General features: G+C 48.2%; 11 protein-coding genes and 1 riboswitch. Of the genes, 6 read left to right on the top strand and 5 right to left on the bottom strand.

Going from position 1 to position 14,443, the window contains the following annotated elements; translation table 11 throughout:
- Positions 1–138: 138 nt before the first annotated feature.
- The 3 genes from LRL21_RS09240 to LRL21_RS09230 all read right to left on the bottom strand — a co-directional run bounded on the left by LRL21_RS09240 (position 139) and on the right by LRL21_RS09230 (position 3,998).
- Positions 139–609, bottom strand: coding sequence for a C40 family peptidase (locus LRL21_RS09240; RefSeq protein WP_240415487.1), 471 nt, complete (start codon positions 607–609; stop codon positions 139–141).
- Positions 610–612: 3 nt separating this feature from the next.
- A riboswitch (cyclic di-AMP (ydaO/yuaA leader) is annotated at positions 613–749 on the bottom strand.
- 383 nt (positions 750–1,132) lie between these two features.
- On the bottom strand, positions 1,133–1,948 hold the full coding sequence (locus tag LRL21_RS09235) for a hypothetical protein (protein ID WP_240415486.1): 816 nt from the start codon (positions 1,946–1,948) through the stop codon (positions 1,133–1,135).
- Positions 1,949–1,961: 13 nt separating this feature from the next.
- Positions 1,962–3,998, bottom strand: a complete 2,037-nt coding sequence (locus tag LRL21_RS09230; protein ID WP_240415485.1) for a M1 family metallopeptidase — start codon at positions 3,996–3,998, stop codon at positions 1,962–1,964.
- Positions 3,999–4,113: 115 nt separating this feature from the next.
- On the opposite strand from LRL21_RS09230, the gene LRL21_RS09225 reads away from it, so the two are divergent.
- The gene (locus LRL21_RS09225; protein WP_240415484.1) at positions 4,114–4,650 is read left to right on the top strand and encodes a YwhD family protein; all 537 of its coding nucleotides are present in this window, start codon (positions 4,114–4,116) and stop codon (positions 4,648–4,650) included.
- Positions 4,651–4,886: 236 nt separating this feature from the next.
- Here the strand turns inward: LRL21_RS09225 and LRL21_RS09220 are convergent, their stop codons facing one another.
- On the bottom strand, positions 4,887–5,558 hold the full coding sequence (locus LRL21_RS09220) for a SanA/YdcF family protein (RefSeq protein ID WP_240415483.1): 672 nt from the start codon (positions 5,556–5,558) through the stop codon (positions 4,887–4,889).
- Between the two features lie 328 nt (positions 5,559–5,886).
- Between LRL21_RS09220 and LRL21_RS09215 the strand changes: the two genes are divergently transcribed.
- Together LRL21_RS09215 and odhB are read left to right on the top strand one after the other, a co-directional pair.
- Positions 5,887–8,793: a 2-oxoglutarate dehydrogenase E1 component gene (locus LRL21_RS09215; protein WP_240415482.1), complete on the top strand. Its 2,907-nt coding sequence runs from the start codon at positions 5,887–5,889 to the stop codon at positions 8,791–8,793.
- 76 nt (positions 8,794–8,869) lie between these two features.
- The gene (gene odhB, locus LRL21_RS09210) at positions 8,870–10,186 is read left to right on the top strand and encodes a 2-oxoglutarate dehydrogenase complex dihydrolipoyllysine-residue succinyltransferase (protein WP_240415481.1); all 1,317 of its coding nucleotides are present in this window, start codon (positions 8,870–8,872) and stop codon (positions 10,184–10,186) included.
- A gap of 157 nt (positions 10,187–10,343) precedes the next feature.
- Here odhB and LRL21_RS09205 read toward each other — a convergent pair whose 3' ends face one another.
- On the bottom strand, positions 10,344–10,766 hold the full coding sequence (locus LRL21_RS09205; RefSeq protein WP_338044598.1) for an organic hydroperoxide resistance protein: 423 nt from the start codon (positions 10,764–10,766) through the stop codon (positions 10,344–10,346).
- Between the two features lie 187 nt (positions 10,767–10,953).
- On the opposite strand from LRL21_RS09205, the gene LRL21_RS09200 reads away from it, so the two are divergent.
- From LRL21_RS09200 to LRL21_RS09190, 3 genes are all read left to right on the top strand, one after another.
- Positions 10,954–11,781 carry a sugar phosphate isomerase/epimerase family protein gene (locus LRL21_RS09200; RefSeq protein WP_240415480.1) on the top strand — a complete coding sequence of 276 codons (828 nt, stop codon included), beginning with the start codon at positions 10,954–10,956 and terminating at the stop codon, positions 11,779–11,781.
- 175 nt (positions 11,782–11,956) lie between these two features.
- Positions 11,957–12,976, top strand: coding sequence for an aldo/keto reductase (locus LRL21_RS09195; protein WP_240415479.1), 1,020 nt, complete (start codon positions 11,957–11,959; stop codon positions 12,974–12,976).
- A gap of 256 nt (positions 12,977–13,232) precedes the next feature.
- Positions 13,233–14,441 carry an MFS transporter gene (locus tag LRL21_RS09190; protein WP_240415478.1) on the top strand — a complete coding sequence of 403 codons (1,209 nt, stop codon included), beginning with the start codon at positions 13,233–13,235 and terminating at the stop codon, positions 14,439–14,441.
- Positions 14,442–14,443 lie beyond the last annotated feature (2 nt).

The following is a 14,443-nucleotide window of genomic DNA, read 5'->3' as shown; positions in this document are numbered from 1 at the left end:
TAATATAATGAAGAAAGCCCTGCAGCCTTGTCCGACGCATGAGGTGCGTAACGGAAGCAAGCACTGAGGGCTCCATACAAAATGGTTCGCTCAACTGTAGAAGTATGGTGTAAGAAAGTAGGTTTCTTTCACTTCATTCTATTGATTATCTGACATAAAAGCTTCGTACTGCTCGTCAGACAAAATACGTTTAGCGGTTACATAAGTCTTGGAGTAGTAATTTTCATTAAGCTTGTTGACAGTAACGCCTATGTTGGTAGCTGAATGGTAAAACTTACCACCACCAACATACACGCCAACATGAGAAATTCCTACACCGTCTGTCTTGAAAAACACAAGATCCCCAGGACGCAGATCGTCTTTTTCAACTGTTGTACCAACTTCTGCTTGCCCTTTGGATTGGTGCGGCAGTTTGATATCCAATTTGGCAAAAACGAAAGCTGTGTAACCAGAGCAATCAAATCCGTTCTTCGTCGTACCAGCGTACTTGTAAGGAGCACCCACGCCATCGTTAACAGCTTGGCTCAAAGGGGTTTCGGCAAAAACACTGCCTACTTGCACACTGCAAAACAGTGCTAAACCTAATGCAATACCAAAAAACTTCTTCAAAAAATTTTCCCCTTCCGGTGCCTACGAGGTTAGCTGAGGGTTCGGTTGAAGGTTCCCTATGATCACTCTGAAACGAGATCAATTCACCCAGATTGGATCCCCCGTTTTCCAGTATGTCGGAAATTCGGCAAATGCATAATTTTTTTGTTAGACTTAATATGAATTCGGCGTTAACCTTAAAATTCCTCCTTTAGTCACAAAATGTACACATTTAACGGTCGAAACATGAAACTTTCTTCAGAATCATTATAAACCTTATACAGCAAGGGTTTGAATGGTTTTTTTCCTATCTGGAGCTGTAATTGAAAGCGTATTCCAATAATTAAATTCGACATTTTAAATGTATTTAGTAAAATTTATGTCGAATTTGATAAATAAAAAAAGGTTTTTTTGACGAAATCAGGACTATAGTCATATCATTTATTTGCACATCAAAAAAACCTCGGCCACATAAACGCGGCAGCGAGGCTTATTTAGTTTAGTTCGATACATTACGAAAATCTCCTAACTCAAGAACGTTGATTTATTCGTGATTGGCATTCCACAAGGCATGCTGTGAGGTGATCGTCCACATCTTGCAAAACATATGAAGCAGCCGATAAGCCTGAACCAACGCAAGAGCAGCGAAACCCGCCCATATCATAGCTGAAGTCATGACAAGAGCAGAGATTGTGAAGGTGACGGACAGTGTGACGATAGCCAGCAGCAGGATGGTAAGCACGTTACGAACAAGCAGCCGACAAGAAATGAGAATCGATTTGCCGCTGGCAAGCCCAAACTGCATATACATAAATAAAGTTTGTATCAATATCAGATAAGCTACATAGATACCGAACCACGGCATCAGATGCCAGCCGATCGCCGTTAAGGAGGCATGGGAGTGATAGCCCTCGATGACTTTCGTTCCCAGTAGGTATAAGGGAGCGACTGTCAGAACAATTTGCAGCAAATACAAGCCGAGAAAGGACAGACCGAGCTTGCGGACTCCGCGTACAAAGCGATATCCAGCATTCAATTCCGTATGCTCCAGCGAATAGTAGATGCCAGCACTCAGGAGCGGGCTCAGGACCATGCGCATGAGCAGCAGCACGAGTGCCCACCATAGATACGGCACGATCAGATCGGTTTTTGTAATTTGGAATTGACCCTCCAGCCAAAATAATTGAACGGCCTCACGAGTCAGCTCGGGGCTGGGGTAGCGGTGCAGCAGCGGAACGACAATCGAGCGTACTGCAGTATACAGGATCAGGCCCCACAACAAATTATAAGTAAACAATGCACAGACGGCAAAAGGCTGATTCCAAGCATTCATTAAACCGGATTTTAGCAGCTTCCACATCCTTTGTGCCTCCTCACCAAGCGACCCCGTCCAGCAAGGCCTCGATTAATTTGACGATACCTGTCTGCAGACGCATCACAAGCTTTGAGTCCACGTCGGTTTTCATAAAGCTGTTCATGCGTTTGTTTTCCAATACAATGGTATGCTGAGGATCGATAACTGCCCATTGCAGCTGTGTCGGATGCTGCAGCTTGAACGTAACATCACTATCGATGCCATCCCAAAGTCGATCGATTTGCGAGCCATCTGCAAAGTGAAACCGGATCGGTACCTGATGATAGGTTCCGCCAAGCTTTTGAATCCTTACTGTATTTTCATAGCGCGGTTGTCCTTCAGCGATGATTTGTTTCGTGTGGATTGCTGTTATAGCGTAATCGACCATTTGTCCGCCATAGACGTATTGGTCAAAAAACTCTGACCAGCTCTTTGTAGTCGTATCCTCAAGTGTTTTTTGAAAATCGGATGTGGTGGGATGCTTGAATTTCCAGCTTTGAAAATACGATTTTAATGTCTTCTGCATCATTTCACTGCCGATCTGGGCTTCGATGGCTCGCAGCACGAGCTTGGCTCGCGTGTATACATTTTCGGCGTAGGCCTCATGTTTTCCATAGCTCCAGGAGTCGAGCTTCAGTGACTTGGGATTGGTGATGTAGCTGGCTTCCAGTGTCAGGTTCGGCTTGACTCCATATTCCTGCTCCATCAGCTTATCCTCGGCATAGGAGGTGAAGCCTTCATCGAGCCAGGCTTCCTCGAACTCGTTGCTGGCTACCATTCCGTACCAGAACTGATGGCCGATTTCATGCACGATTACGCGCTCCAGATCGAGGTCCGGCTGATCCTCGGATGCCCCCCAGCTTGTAACCAGTGTCGGATATTCCATACCACCGGCACCATTGGCGTTTTCTGGCGGAACGATGATGGAGAGAGTTGAATACGGATAAGTGCCGTACCACTGTGAGTAACGGGCCAAAGCTTTCTTGGCTGCGGTCATATAGCGTGCTTTTAGCTCCTCGTGCTTGGGGTCCAGGTACAGCTTGATGCGCACCCCGGGTATTTGCGGTGTAGCATAAGGCTCCTCGTAATAAATAAAATGTGGTGAGGCCGACCAGGCAAAATCGTGCACATCATCTGCGTAAAACGCATAAGTCTTGGTTTTGCCATCGTCTGCAGGAGGCTTGAGCGGAAAACCGGTTGCAGCCACCGTATAGCTGGAGGGCACCTGAATGCGAACGTCGAAAATACCAAAATCAGCGTAAAACTCCGAATTGCCATGGTATTGGTGCAGATTCCAGCCCTCTGCTGTACGGCCTCGTTGACCTGCTGGCTCATAGACCGCTAGTTTGGGAAACCATTGCCCTGCCATCACGAAGTCATCCGCATAACCCATACGAGCAAACACGGCTGGCAGCTTGACGGAAAATATGCCTTCAAGCGTTATCTTCTGACCTGGCTTAATGGCCCTGGGCAGCGTGATCTTCATGAGTGAGCGGTCTTCTTTGTTGCCATCATCCGGCTGGACGTACTGAAGGCTGCCAATGAGCTCTTCGCCATCGAGTGTTTTGATGGAACTGACCTCCATGCCGCCATAGCTGCCTTCCTTGCTGGAATCGTCGCGCAGCTTGCCTCCGGATTCTTTCATAAAGGTTGTTTTTTTGGAGCTGAATGCATTGGGATACATATGGAAATACAGCTCTTGCACCGGCTGCGAGCCGGGGTTTTTCCAGGTTATCGATTGTGTTCCAGAGAGCAGCTTACTTTGGGCATCCAGCTGAACATTCATGTGATACTCCACGATGCGGTTACTGAGCGGTCTTTGGGCTGGTGTTTCCACAGGCTTGGCCGGTAGACTTGGCGGCGCAGGGGTTGACTGGGGTGGTGCGGTTGGTTCTTCGGTCATCGCTGAGAGCAGGGCCGAGGCAGTCAGGGCCTTCGGCTGATTTTGTACGGTTGGGCTGTTGTTTTGCAGAGCATAGCTGCCCCATGTGAGTCCACAAGCTAGTACAATAAGTAAGCACCATTGCGCAGCTCGGCTGCCAAATTGTTTCTTCATCTCATTTTCACCCCGTTGACAAGCATCTACAGCATGTATATGTTTGCAAAACGAGGATTATTAGCTAAAATAAACAAGTAAGACAAACTTTATTTGTAATAGGATGGTGCCTTTCATGGATATAAATAAAGATCAATCTCAGGAACAGGCTGCAGCACAGCCTGCGGATAAACCGAAGAAGCTGGCACTGAATATCGTCAGCGGCAAGGTTGAGCATCGCGGCTTTGGTGCGGGTGCGATTAATTTAAGCCAGATGTCGAGTGTTATTATTGAAGAAGGCGAAGCGTATCTCGATATGGGTGCGCTGCATGCCAAGAGTAAGGTGGAGAAGGGCATCAAATTCTCAGTTAACAAGGAGGATGTGCCAAATGGTGTCTCCAGCTGGATTGTATGGGTGGCCGCAGACCGCAAGGAAGAAGGGATGTATTACGCTGGTGTGACCTCGTGTGAAATGCTGATCGACAGGGAAGCGCGCCGCGGCTGGAAAATTCTTGCCGATCACGTAAACCGGATGGACTATGCGCTCAAACGCCGCATCATGCTTGACAATCTGGGTGATCAGGAGAAAGTGGCTTTGAAGAAGCTGCTGATGGAATATAACCCCGAAATGTGGGCAAATTCGAACGAGGATCTGAAGTCAGCTTTGGCTTGATTTCAGGGTTGACTTCAATAGAGGATGACCAGCTGCAGGTTTACCTGCAAGATCACAGCTTATTTATGGCGATTATGTGAAGCGCATTGTGCAAGCAGGCGGGTTGGTTGTATACTGAACGCTAGTATATAACATATACTAGGACAGCAAGAAGGCAGATCCTCTGGATCTGCCTTCTTGTGTTGCTTATTTGTCGGTACGAATGCAGCAGTTCCTGAGCTGTTTTTGGGTAATCATTAAAGTCCATTTGCGGTCAGTCGTCCATCACTCGTAATAGGAATGGGCTTACCGAGATAGGCTGGTTTGGGGTGGAGCAGATTCACATAGGCGAAATCCTTGTTTCTCGCCAGCACCTCACGCACCCGATTACGCGTCATATTCGGGTATTCCTGCCTGTCCGAAGCAACTCCGTAAGCGTCCAATCCCATTTGCCGGGCCGTATAGACAGCACGCATCAGATGATATTGCTGGGTCACGATCAGCACCTTGTGTGCCTGAAAAACATCCCGCGTACGATACATACTCTCATAAGTGCTGAAGCCGGCATGATCCATGAAAATATTTTGAGGCAACACATCCCGTTCCTCCAAAAAACTGCGCATGGCATTAACCTCATCATAATCGATTTGCCCGTGATCGCCGCTTACAAGGAACCGATCCGATTTACCGGCATTTTTAAGCTCTAGCGCAGCTTGCAGACGGTCAGCGAGAATCGTTGAAACCGAGCCGTTAGGATATACTCTTGCTCCAAGCACGACAATCACGTCTGCCGTGGGGGCATCTTGGGCCTGGTAAATATAAGGCGAGGCTTTGCTTTTGACATACGCATCCACACCGACAATCCAACAGATGGGTGCGAGGACAATCAGGAGCAGCGGCATCAGCTTGAATTTTAATAAATGCTTCACAGGAACAGCCCCTCAATTGGATATAAGTACATTGCATACATTTATATGGCTTTATTGTTTGTACGTCTGATTGGTTAAGAAGTTGCAATATTGAGATGATTGCTAATAAATGGGAATCGAATCCAGTGAAAATTGATATCAAGAATAGATTGGTGTAATATAAATTAAGCAATTTACGATATGGAAATATCCATTATAATTTAATATATGTGCACAATGCTTTGTTCAAGTTATTAACTTCACTCATATGGGGTTAATATAGGGTATTGAGTCTTTTAAGTAAACAGCTTTTTGTTTCTAATAAACATTAGAGTGGAGAGATATGTCAATGACACCTGGCGAAACTAAGCGCGGGCCGTGGGAGGCCTACTTTGGTCCCAACCTGGGTTACCTGTATGAACAATATGATCAATACGTAATCGATCCTGATTCTGTGGAGACCACCTTCCGGGAACTATTCGATCTTTTTGGTGCGCCGCCATCTGAGACAGCATTCCATGCTGAACAGGATTCAGCAAGCGTTCCTTCAAGAGCTTCCGTTCCAACGGGAACCTCACAGGAAGAACAGTTGGCGTTAATGAGGAAAGTAGTTGCCGCTGACAAACTGGTTTGGAATATTCGTACTTATGGGCATTTGGCTGCAGATACCGACCCGCTCAGCTTGCGTGCGCCGTCGGACACAAGAATTTTGGAATCGGCTACTTATGATTTGAGCGAAGCTGATCTAAAAGAAATTTCGGCATCCCTGATTTGGGAAAACGCGCAGGGTGCAGTCGTAAGCGGCTTGGATGCGATTCAGCGTCTGCGAGAAATTTATACAAAAACAATCGCCTATGAATTCAGTCACGTCCATGAGCAAGAGGAACGGGAATGGCTGAACAAACAGGTGGAGTCGAATACATGGCCTGCGCCGCTCGCCGTTGAAGAGCGCAAGTCGCTTTTGAAACGATTAATTCAAGTTGAGCAGTTTGAGCATTTCCTGCAAAGGACCTTTGTCGGGCAAAAACGTTTTTCTATTGAAGGTCTGGATGTTCTCGTACCGGTCGTTGACGAGATTGTCAACCGCTTTACGAAGGATGGTGCCAGCCACATTCTGATGGGAATGGCACACCGCGGCAGATTGAATGTACTTACGCATGTGCTTGGCAAGCCTTATAGCAAGATTTTTTCAGAGTTCCATCATTCACCGAACAAGGATTTGATTCCTTCCGAGGGCTCCATGGGAATCAATTTTGGCTGGACAGGTGATGTTAAATATCATTTAGGCGCTTATCGTTCGGTAACGGACGGCGAAAAGGGCGAGACCCGTTTGACGCTGGCGAACAATCCAAGTCATCTGGAATATGTCAATCCGGTAGTTGAGGGCTTTACACGTGCCGCTCAGGATGATCGCAGCTTACCGGGATTCCCTAAGCAGGATGTTAGCAAAGCGGTTACGGTATTAATCCATGGCGATGCAGCCTTCCCGGGTGAGGGCGTCGTGGCTGAAACCTTGAATTTCAATAATTTGTCGGGCTACAGCAATGGAGGCACGATCCATATTATTGCGAACAACCGGTTGGGCTTTACGACGGAGAGCTCCGATTCACGCTCGACTCATTATGCCAGTGATTTGGCCAAAGGCTTTGAAATGCCGATCGTCCATGTTAATGCAGATGACCCAGAGGCGTGCGTAGCGGCCATTCGATTGGCTAGTGAATATCGAATTCGTTTCAAAAAGGATTTTCTTATAGATCTGGTTGGATATCGCCGTTATGGGCATAACGAAACCGATGACCCGGAAGCGACACAGCCGATTATGTACAGTAAAGTGCATAAACATCCGACTGTAAGTGAAATTTATGCGAATAAGCTAAAAAATGAAGGTGTTATCGCACAGGACCTGCCGGCCCAGATGAAGCAGGATGCGTTGAAGGTTATGCAGGATGCTTATGATCAAGTGAAGAACAACGAAGGTAATGGCAAGGAAAACAATTTCAGCGAGCATTTTGGAGATCTGATCGATCCAACGACACTTCCGACAGCTGTTCCACTGGAACAATTGCAGGCTATTAACAAGGAGCTCTTGAACTTTCCTGCGGACTTCCAGGTGTATCCAAAGCTGCAGCGGATATTGGAGCGCCGCGCCAATGCGTTGGAGGCTAACGGAAAGGTTGACTGGGCGCTGGCGGAGACACTGGCTTTTGCCACTATTTTGGCAGAAGGCAAGCCGATTCGTTTAAGCGGCCAGGATTCTCAACGCGGTACATTTGCCCATCGGCATTTGATGCTGCACAATCCTATTACAGGGCGCACCTATTCACCGCTGCATCAGATTCCACAAGTCAAGGCTTCGTTTGCGATTCATAACAGTCCGTTATCCGAAGCATCGGTGCTTGGCTTCGAGTACGGCTACAACGTGTTTTCGCCACAAACACTGGTAATCTGGGAAGCGCAGTATGGTGATTTTGCCAACGCGGGTCAAGTTATATTTGATCAGTTCATCTCTGCTGGACGGATGAAATGGGCGCAGAAATCGAGCTTGGTTGTGATGCTCCCGCACGGCTCGGAAGGTCAAGGACCGGAGCATTCCAGCGCAAGGCTGGAACGGTTTTTGCAGGCTGCTGCTGAAGACAACTGGACTGTAGCGAATCTGACCAGCGCAGCTCAATATTTCCATCTGCTCAGACGCCAAGCTGCGATTACCGAAAGCGAATATGCTCGTCCATTGATTTTGATGGCTCCCAAAAGCCTGATTCGTAATCAACGTGTGGCCTCGCCGGGCATTGCTTTCAGTGAAGGCTCCTTCCAAAGCGTACTGGAGCAAAGCGGACTTGGAGCAAAGCCGGATCAGGTGAAGCGTCTGATTCTGTGCAGCGGTAAAGTAGCGATTGATCTGGAGGATGCTGTTGCTGAGCAGAAAGATCTGGAATGGCTGCATGTGGCTCGTGTCGAACAGCTATATCCATTTCCAAAAGCCGAGCTGTCCGCGATTATCGAGCGCTTTTCCAATCTGGAGGAAATTATCTGGCTTCAAGAAGAGAACAAAAACATGGGCGCATGGACTTATATGGAGCCGCGTATTCGTGAACTGCTGCCAGAAGGAGCTAGCTTGCGTCATGTAGGCAGACCGGAACGGGCAAGTACGGCCAGCGGTTATCAGAACGTTCACAGCTTCGAACAGCAGCGCATCCTTGCAGAAGCGTTGAAGCCGATCGAAATGAGTAAGGAAATGATCGCGGTATTGGGCGAATAACAAGCCAAGCAGCTGCGGATGCAGCATGAAATATGAATCGAAACAGGTACAACAAATACAGGAGGCGCTAGCTGCAATGGACATCAAAATACCGGAACTGGGAGAATCGATCACGGAAGGAACGATCTCTTCCTGGATGAAAAAAGAAGGGGATTCCGTTAAATTCGGCGATTTGCTGCTTGAATTGGAAACCGATAAAGTAAATTTGGAAATTAACGCTGAAGCTGATGGCATTTTGGCGAAAATTAACAGACAAGCTGGAGAAACGGTGCAGGTTGGCGAGAGCGTTGGTGTAATCAGCGCAGGTCAGGCAGCAGACGCACAGTCACCATCAGCACAACAGCCAGCGGCGGCATCGCCAATCCAGTCAGCATCTGAGGCTGTCCAAGCCTCCACAGACGCTGGTACAGCGAATAAGGAAGTGGCTGGCTCTAATGGTACTTCCTCTGACGAGGAAGGGCCTTACACAGCTTCTCCATCCGTGCGTAAGCTGGCGAGAGAACGGGGAATCGATCTGAGCCAGGTACGTGCTGCTGGTGGAATTGATGCCAATCGGGTTTCTCGCAGTGACATCGAAGCATACTCCTCTACGGGATCATCAGCAGGCAGTGTATCGCCGGCCGCTGCACAGCGACTACCGGTGCAGGCTGAAAAACGTGCTGTTGTGGAAAGCGCAGCTGTGGATGCCTCGAAGCCGACTGAACGGAAGAAAATGTCCAGACGTCGGGTGACCATTGCCAACCGACTGGTGGAAGCACAACGTACTGCTGCGATGCTGACCACGTTTAACGAAGTCGATATGACTGCCATCATGGATGTCCGCAAGCGCCGCAAGCAGTCGTTTCAGGAGAAGAATAACGTAGGTTTAGGTTTTATGTCGTTCTTCACCAAAGCGGTTGTTGGCGCGTTAAAAGCTTTCCCTCTATTGAATGCAGAGATCGAAGGGGAAGAGATTATCGTTAAAAAATATTATGATATCGGAATCGCGGTAGGAGCTAAGGAAGGTCTGGTCGTTCCGGTAGTACGTGACGCGGACCGACTGAGCTTCGCCGAGATTGAGCGCAATATCGGTGAGTTGGCTGTTAAAGCACGCGATAACAAGCTATCGCTGGCTGACTTGCAGGGTGGTACGTTCACAATCACAAACGGAGGCGTGTTCGGTTCGCTTCTGTCGACGCCGATTTTGAATACACCACAGGTCGGTATTCTGGGTATGCATACGATCCAGCGGCGTCCTGTAGCAGTTGGCGTAGATGGAATCGAGAACCGTCCGATGATGTATTTGGCGCTTTCGTACGATCACCGGATTGTTGACGGTAGCGAAGCGGTACGTTTTCTGGTAACGATCAAGCAGCTGCTTGAGGATCCGGAAACACTGCTGCTGGAAGGCTAAGCCAAAGACGGAGCTTCGGCTTCAAACAAATCGTTCATAATATGAACAAAAACCGTTGAGAGGCGCAGCGCTCTGAACGGTTTTTGTGTTTTCAGAATATTCATGGACATGCTCATAGGTGTCATGATAACACATGGTATCTCCGCTATGTTTCTGTTTATTTCTGTGCCGGAGCCCGCGCCTTTAAGGTCACTTCGATGTTGCCGCGGGTCGCTTTGGAGTAAGGGCACACCTTGTGAGCAGCTTCGGCAAGCTCCATGACCTGGGCTTCTTCAAGCTTTGGTACGGTAACCTCCATCTCCACAGATAAATGGTATTGTGTGCCTTCACTGTGTAGGGTGACATGTGCGGTAACCTGTGAGTTGGAAGTGTCGATATTTTTACTTTTGGCGATGCTCTTAAGTGCGCTGTGAAAACATGCGGCATATGCCGCTCCAAATAGCTGCTCAGGGTTCGTACCTGCCGCCTCACCCTCATTAGGCGTTCCGACCTTTAGATCGAATTGACCGTCCGACGTACGAACAAAGCCGTTTCTTCCGCCATGTGATGTGACATGAGCCGTATACGGGGATCCCATCATGATCTCTCCTTTCATCGTACCGAATCCTTCATGGGATATCCAAAGCATGATACCTTGCATGGTATACATACCCGTTGTACCTCAAATTGAACCGCAGCTGAGGATACCATAGAGGCAGATGTCGCACCAATCATACAGTTATGTTATGATGAGAGCGTTTGAATGAGCTGAGGGAGGAATTTGCTGAATGTCATACTTATCCGTAAGTACATGGAGTTTGCACCGTCTGTTGGGTCCGCTTCGATGGACCGTTTGGGATGCTGAAAAAGGTACACATCAGATCAAGGAACAGGAGCAGCCACAAGTTTTGAGCTTGCTTGAATTACCTGCAGAAGCCGCACAGCGGGGATACCAGGCCCTGGAAGTATGTCATTTCCATTTTCCTTCGACGGAGCCCGAGTATTTGGCAACCTTGCGGCAAGCTTTTATAACGGCAGGGGTTTCGTTTGATACCATATTGCTGGATTACGGAGATTTAACTGCACAGGATGTAACGCGGCGGGAAGCTGACTTTAAATTAATACGCAATTGGATCGATATCGCAGCGGGAGCGGGGGCAAAGCAAATCCGTGTAATTGCCGGTGAGGCTATTCCTACAGACGAAGAAGCGATTCAGCAGTCAGCCGCCTCACTTCTGGAGCTGGCAGAGTACGCAGCAGGCCAAGGGGTACGTGTCGTTACTGAAAATTTTCGTTCGCTGACCTCAACGGGTACCAGCTGCACACGGCTTCTTGATCAGATTGGTGATCAGGTCGGGATGATTACGGATTTCGGAAATTTCAATCCGCCAACCAAATATGATGAGTTTGGCATGATTCTGCCATCCAGTGTTTCGGTCCATGCCAAAGCCCATTACGATGAAAATGGCATGCCGGATGAGGCAGAATTTATCAAATGTCTGGAAACGGTACGTGCAGCAGGCTGCAACTGTGCGATCGTGCTAATCTATGATGGTCCCGGCGATATGTGGGAAGGACTGGAGCGAATACGACGTATTGTAGAGCCATACCTGTAACCCATACGGCAGCATACTTACCCAGACATCACTAGGTTAATCCATTGTAAGCCCTTTCGTAAATCGCAAAACCTTTTTATAATGGACATAATGTCGCTTATGTACATCGTTTGCTGCATACTTAAAATTGCCATGCTCAGTTTATCTAAAGCAACACTCTAAGGAGGAATTGTGAATGAATGTGCGTTCATTGGGTAAAACCGGTTTGCGGGTTAGTGAATTATGCTTGGGTTCGATGACCTTTGGAGCTGCAGCGAGTCAGGAAGAAAGCTTTCGAATGATGGACCGTTTTGCTGAGGCAGGCGGTAACTTTATCGATACGGCCAATGTGTACTCACAGGGTATATCGGAGGAGATCGTCGGTAACTGGCTGCGCAGCCAAAAACGTGATGACTATGTAATTGCGACCAAGGTTCGTTTTCCAATGGGAGAGGGGCACAACGATAACGGGCTTAGCCGCAAGCATATATTAGCCTCTGTCGAGGATAGCCTGAAACGCCTGGGTACGGACTACATTGATTTATATCAGATTCATGCCTGGGATTTGCTAACTCCACTTGAGGAAACCTTGAGTACGCTGAATGACTTGGTTCGCAAAGGCGTGGTTCGCTATATAGGGGCTAGTAACCTTCGGGCATGGCAGCTGCAAAAGGCGATTTATACGAGCCGCCAGAACGGCTGGGAAACGTTTGTCAGTCTTCAGCCTCAGTACAATCTGCTTTGCCGTGCAACGGAGTATGAGCTGCTGCCGTTATGTGCACATGAGGGTGTTGGTGTGATTCCTTGGAGTCCGCTTCGTGGGGGCTGGCTCAGCGGCAAGTTTCGTCGTGGACAGCAGCCTCAGGAAAACACCCGCGTAGGAACCAACAAGGAAGTATGGGATCGTTATAATAACGAATTTACCTGGAATATTATCGATACTCTGCATGCAATTGCTGAGGAAGCCGATAAATCTCCGGCTCAGGTTGCACTGAACTGGATGCTGAGCCGTAATGTCATTACAGCTCCAATTATTGGTGCACGGAATGTGGAGCAGTTGGATGATAATCTGGGTGGCAGCGGCTGGTATTTAACAGAAGAGCAGATCACTCGTTTGGATGATGTTAGTGAACTGCCTGTCAGCTATCCGTACGATTTGGCTGCCGAGAACCAACAAAGAAGAGGTCGCGCACCGATAGTTACCCGATTAAGCTAAAAGAGGATACATGACCATAGAAATTGATATTCGATAGGCAAATGAATGAAAGCTTTCCTGAGCCTCGGCAGCAGGAAAGCTTGTTTGCATTGTTGATTATGAAATGTTCTATTGAATCTAGAAATTACGAGCGACAATGGTTTACACACCCGTATAAGAGTGCTACCATTTACTTTGTTAATTATTAATGAAGAGTTTCATTGTATCCTTCGATGAGCGAGACTTCATAAGATCGGGCATTAAGGAGTGAATGCAAGTGGAAATGTGGAAACGGAATTTATGGCTTCTGTGGGTCGGGTGCTTTATTACATCGGCCAGCTTTTCGATGGTGATTCCTTTCTTGCCTCTGTTCCTGCTTCATATTGGTGTTCAGGATCATATTGAGATGTGGTCGGGACTCATATTCAGTTCCGCTTTTTTAGCAGGTGCTATCGCTTCACCCTTCTGGGGGGCAATGGGCGACAAGTACGGACGCAAGCCGATGATTGTGCGCGCCGGTATTGTGCTTTGTGTGATTTATTTGCTGACTTCTCTGGTGACGAATCCCTATGAATTATTGGGACTGCGTATTTTGCAGGGACTGCTTAGCGGGTTTATTCCGGGATCGATCGCTCTGATCGGAACGAACACACCGGAAGATAAGGTAGGCTATGCGATGGCCACGATATCCACCTCAACGGCTACAGGAGGAATTATTGGACCCCTGCTGGGCGGTGTGATTGCCAATTTGTTTGATAGCCGCGTAGCTTTCGCAAGTGCTGGTGTGCTGGTGCTGATGAGCGCCTTGCTGGTATTGCTTTGGGTAAAGGAAGAAAAGGTAGTGCGAAGCAAGGAGCGCAGCTCGATAAGCGGGTCCATGCGCATGGCTGTGCAGAACCGACCGTTTTTAACCTTGCTTGGCATTACGCTGATCACCCAGTTTTCGATAATGACGATTGAACCTGTGCTGCCTTTGTACATCGTACAGATCGGCGGGTCTGTGAAAAATGCATCGTTAATGGCGGGAATTGTATTTTCGCTGGTGGGTATTGCGGGTATTCTGTTTGCTTCGCGATGGGGCAAGCTGGCAGACAAAGTGGGTTTCCATAAAGTGCTGATCATTGGTCTGATCGCCGGTGGATTAGGCAATCTGGCGCAAGTTCTATTTCATGGAATTTGGGGCTTCTCGATTATTCGCTTTGTGTACGGGGCCTTTTTCTGTGCGGTGTTCCCGGCATTGAATGGATTGGTTATCCGTACAACGCCTGCAGACTTTCGCGGACGGGCGTTCGGGCTTAATCAGACGGCGAGTATGCTCGGAGGTATGCTGGGGCCCCTCGTTGGGGGATATATAAGCGGCATTTTCTCGATACACAGTGTATTTTGGGTGACGGGTCTGCTGCTGCTTTGTTCGGCTGGTGCTGCGGTATGGTCGCAAAATAAATCAGCAGCCGCACACTCCCAGGGAGCTTCAGGGAGCCTGTAATA

The organism is Paenibacillus periandrae (assembly GCF_022458865.1).
In the GTDB taxonomy this organism is placed as follows: domain Bacteria; phylum Bacillota; class Bacilli; order Paenibacillales; family NBRC-103111; genus Paenibacillus_S; species Paenibacillus_S periandrae.
Note: the sequence above shows the minus strand (reverse complement) of the source record. Positions and strands in the feature narration are given on the sequence as shown.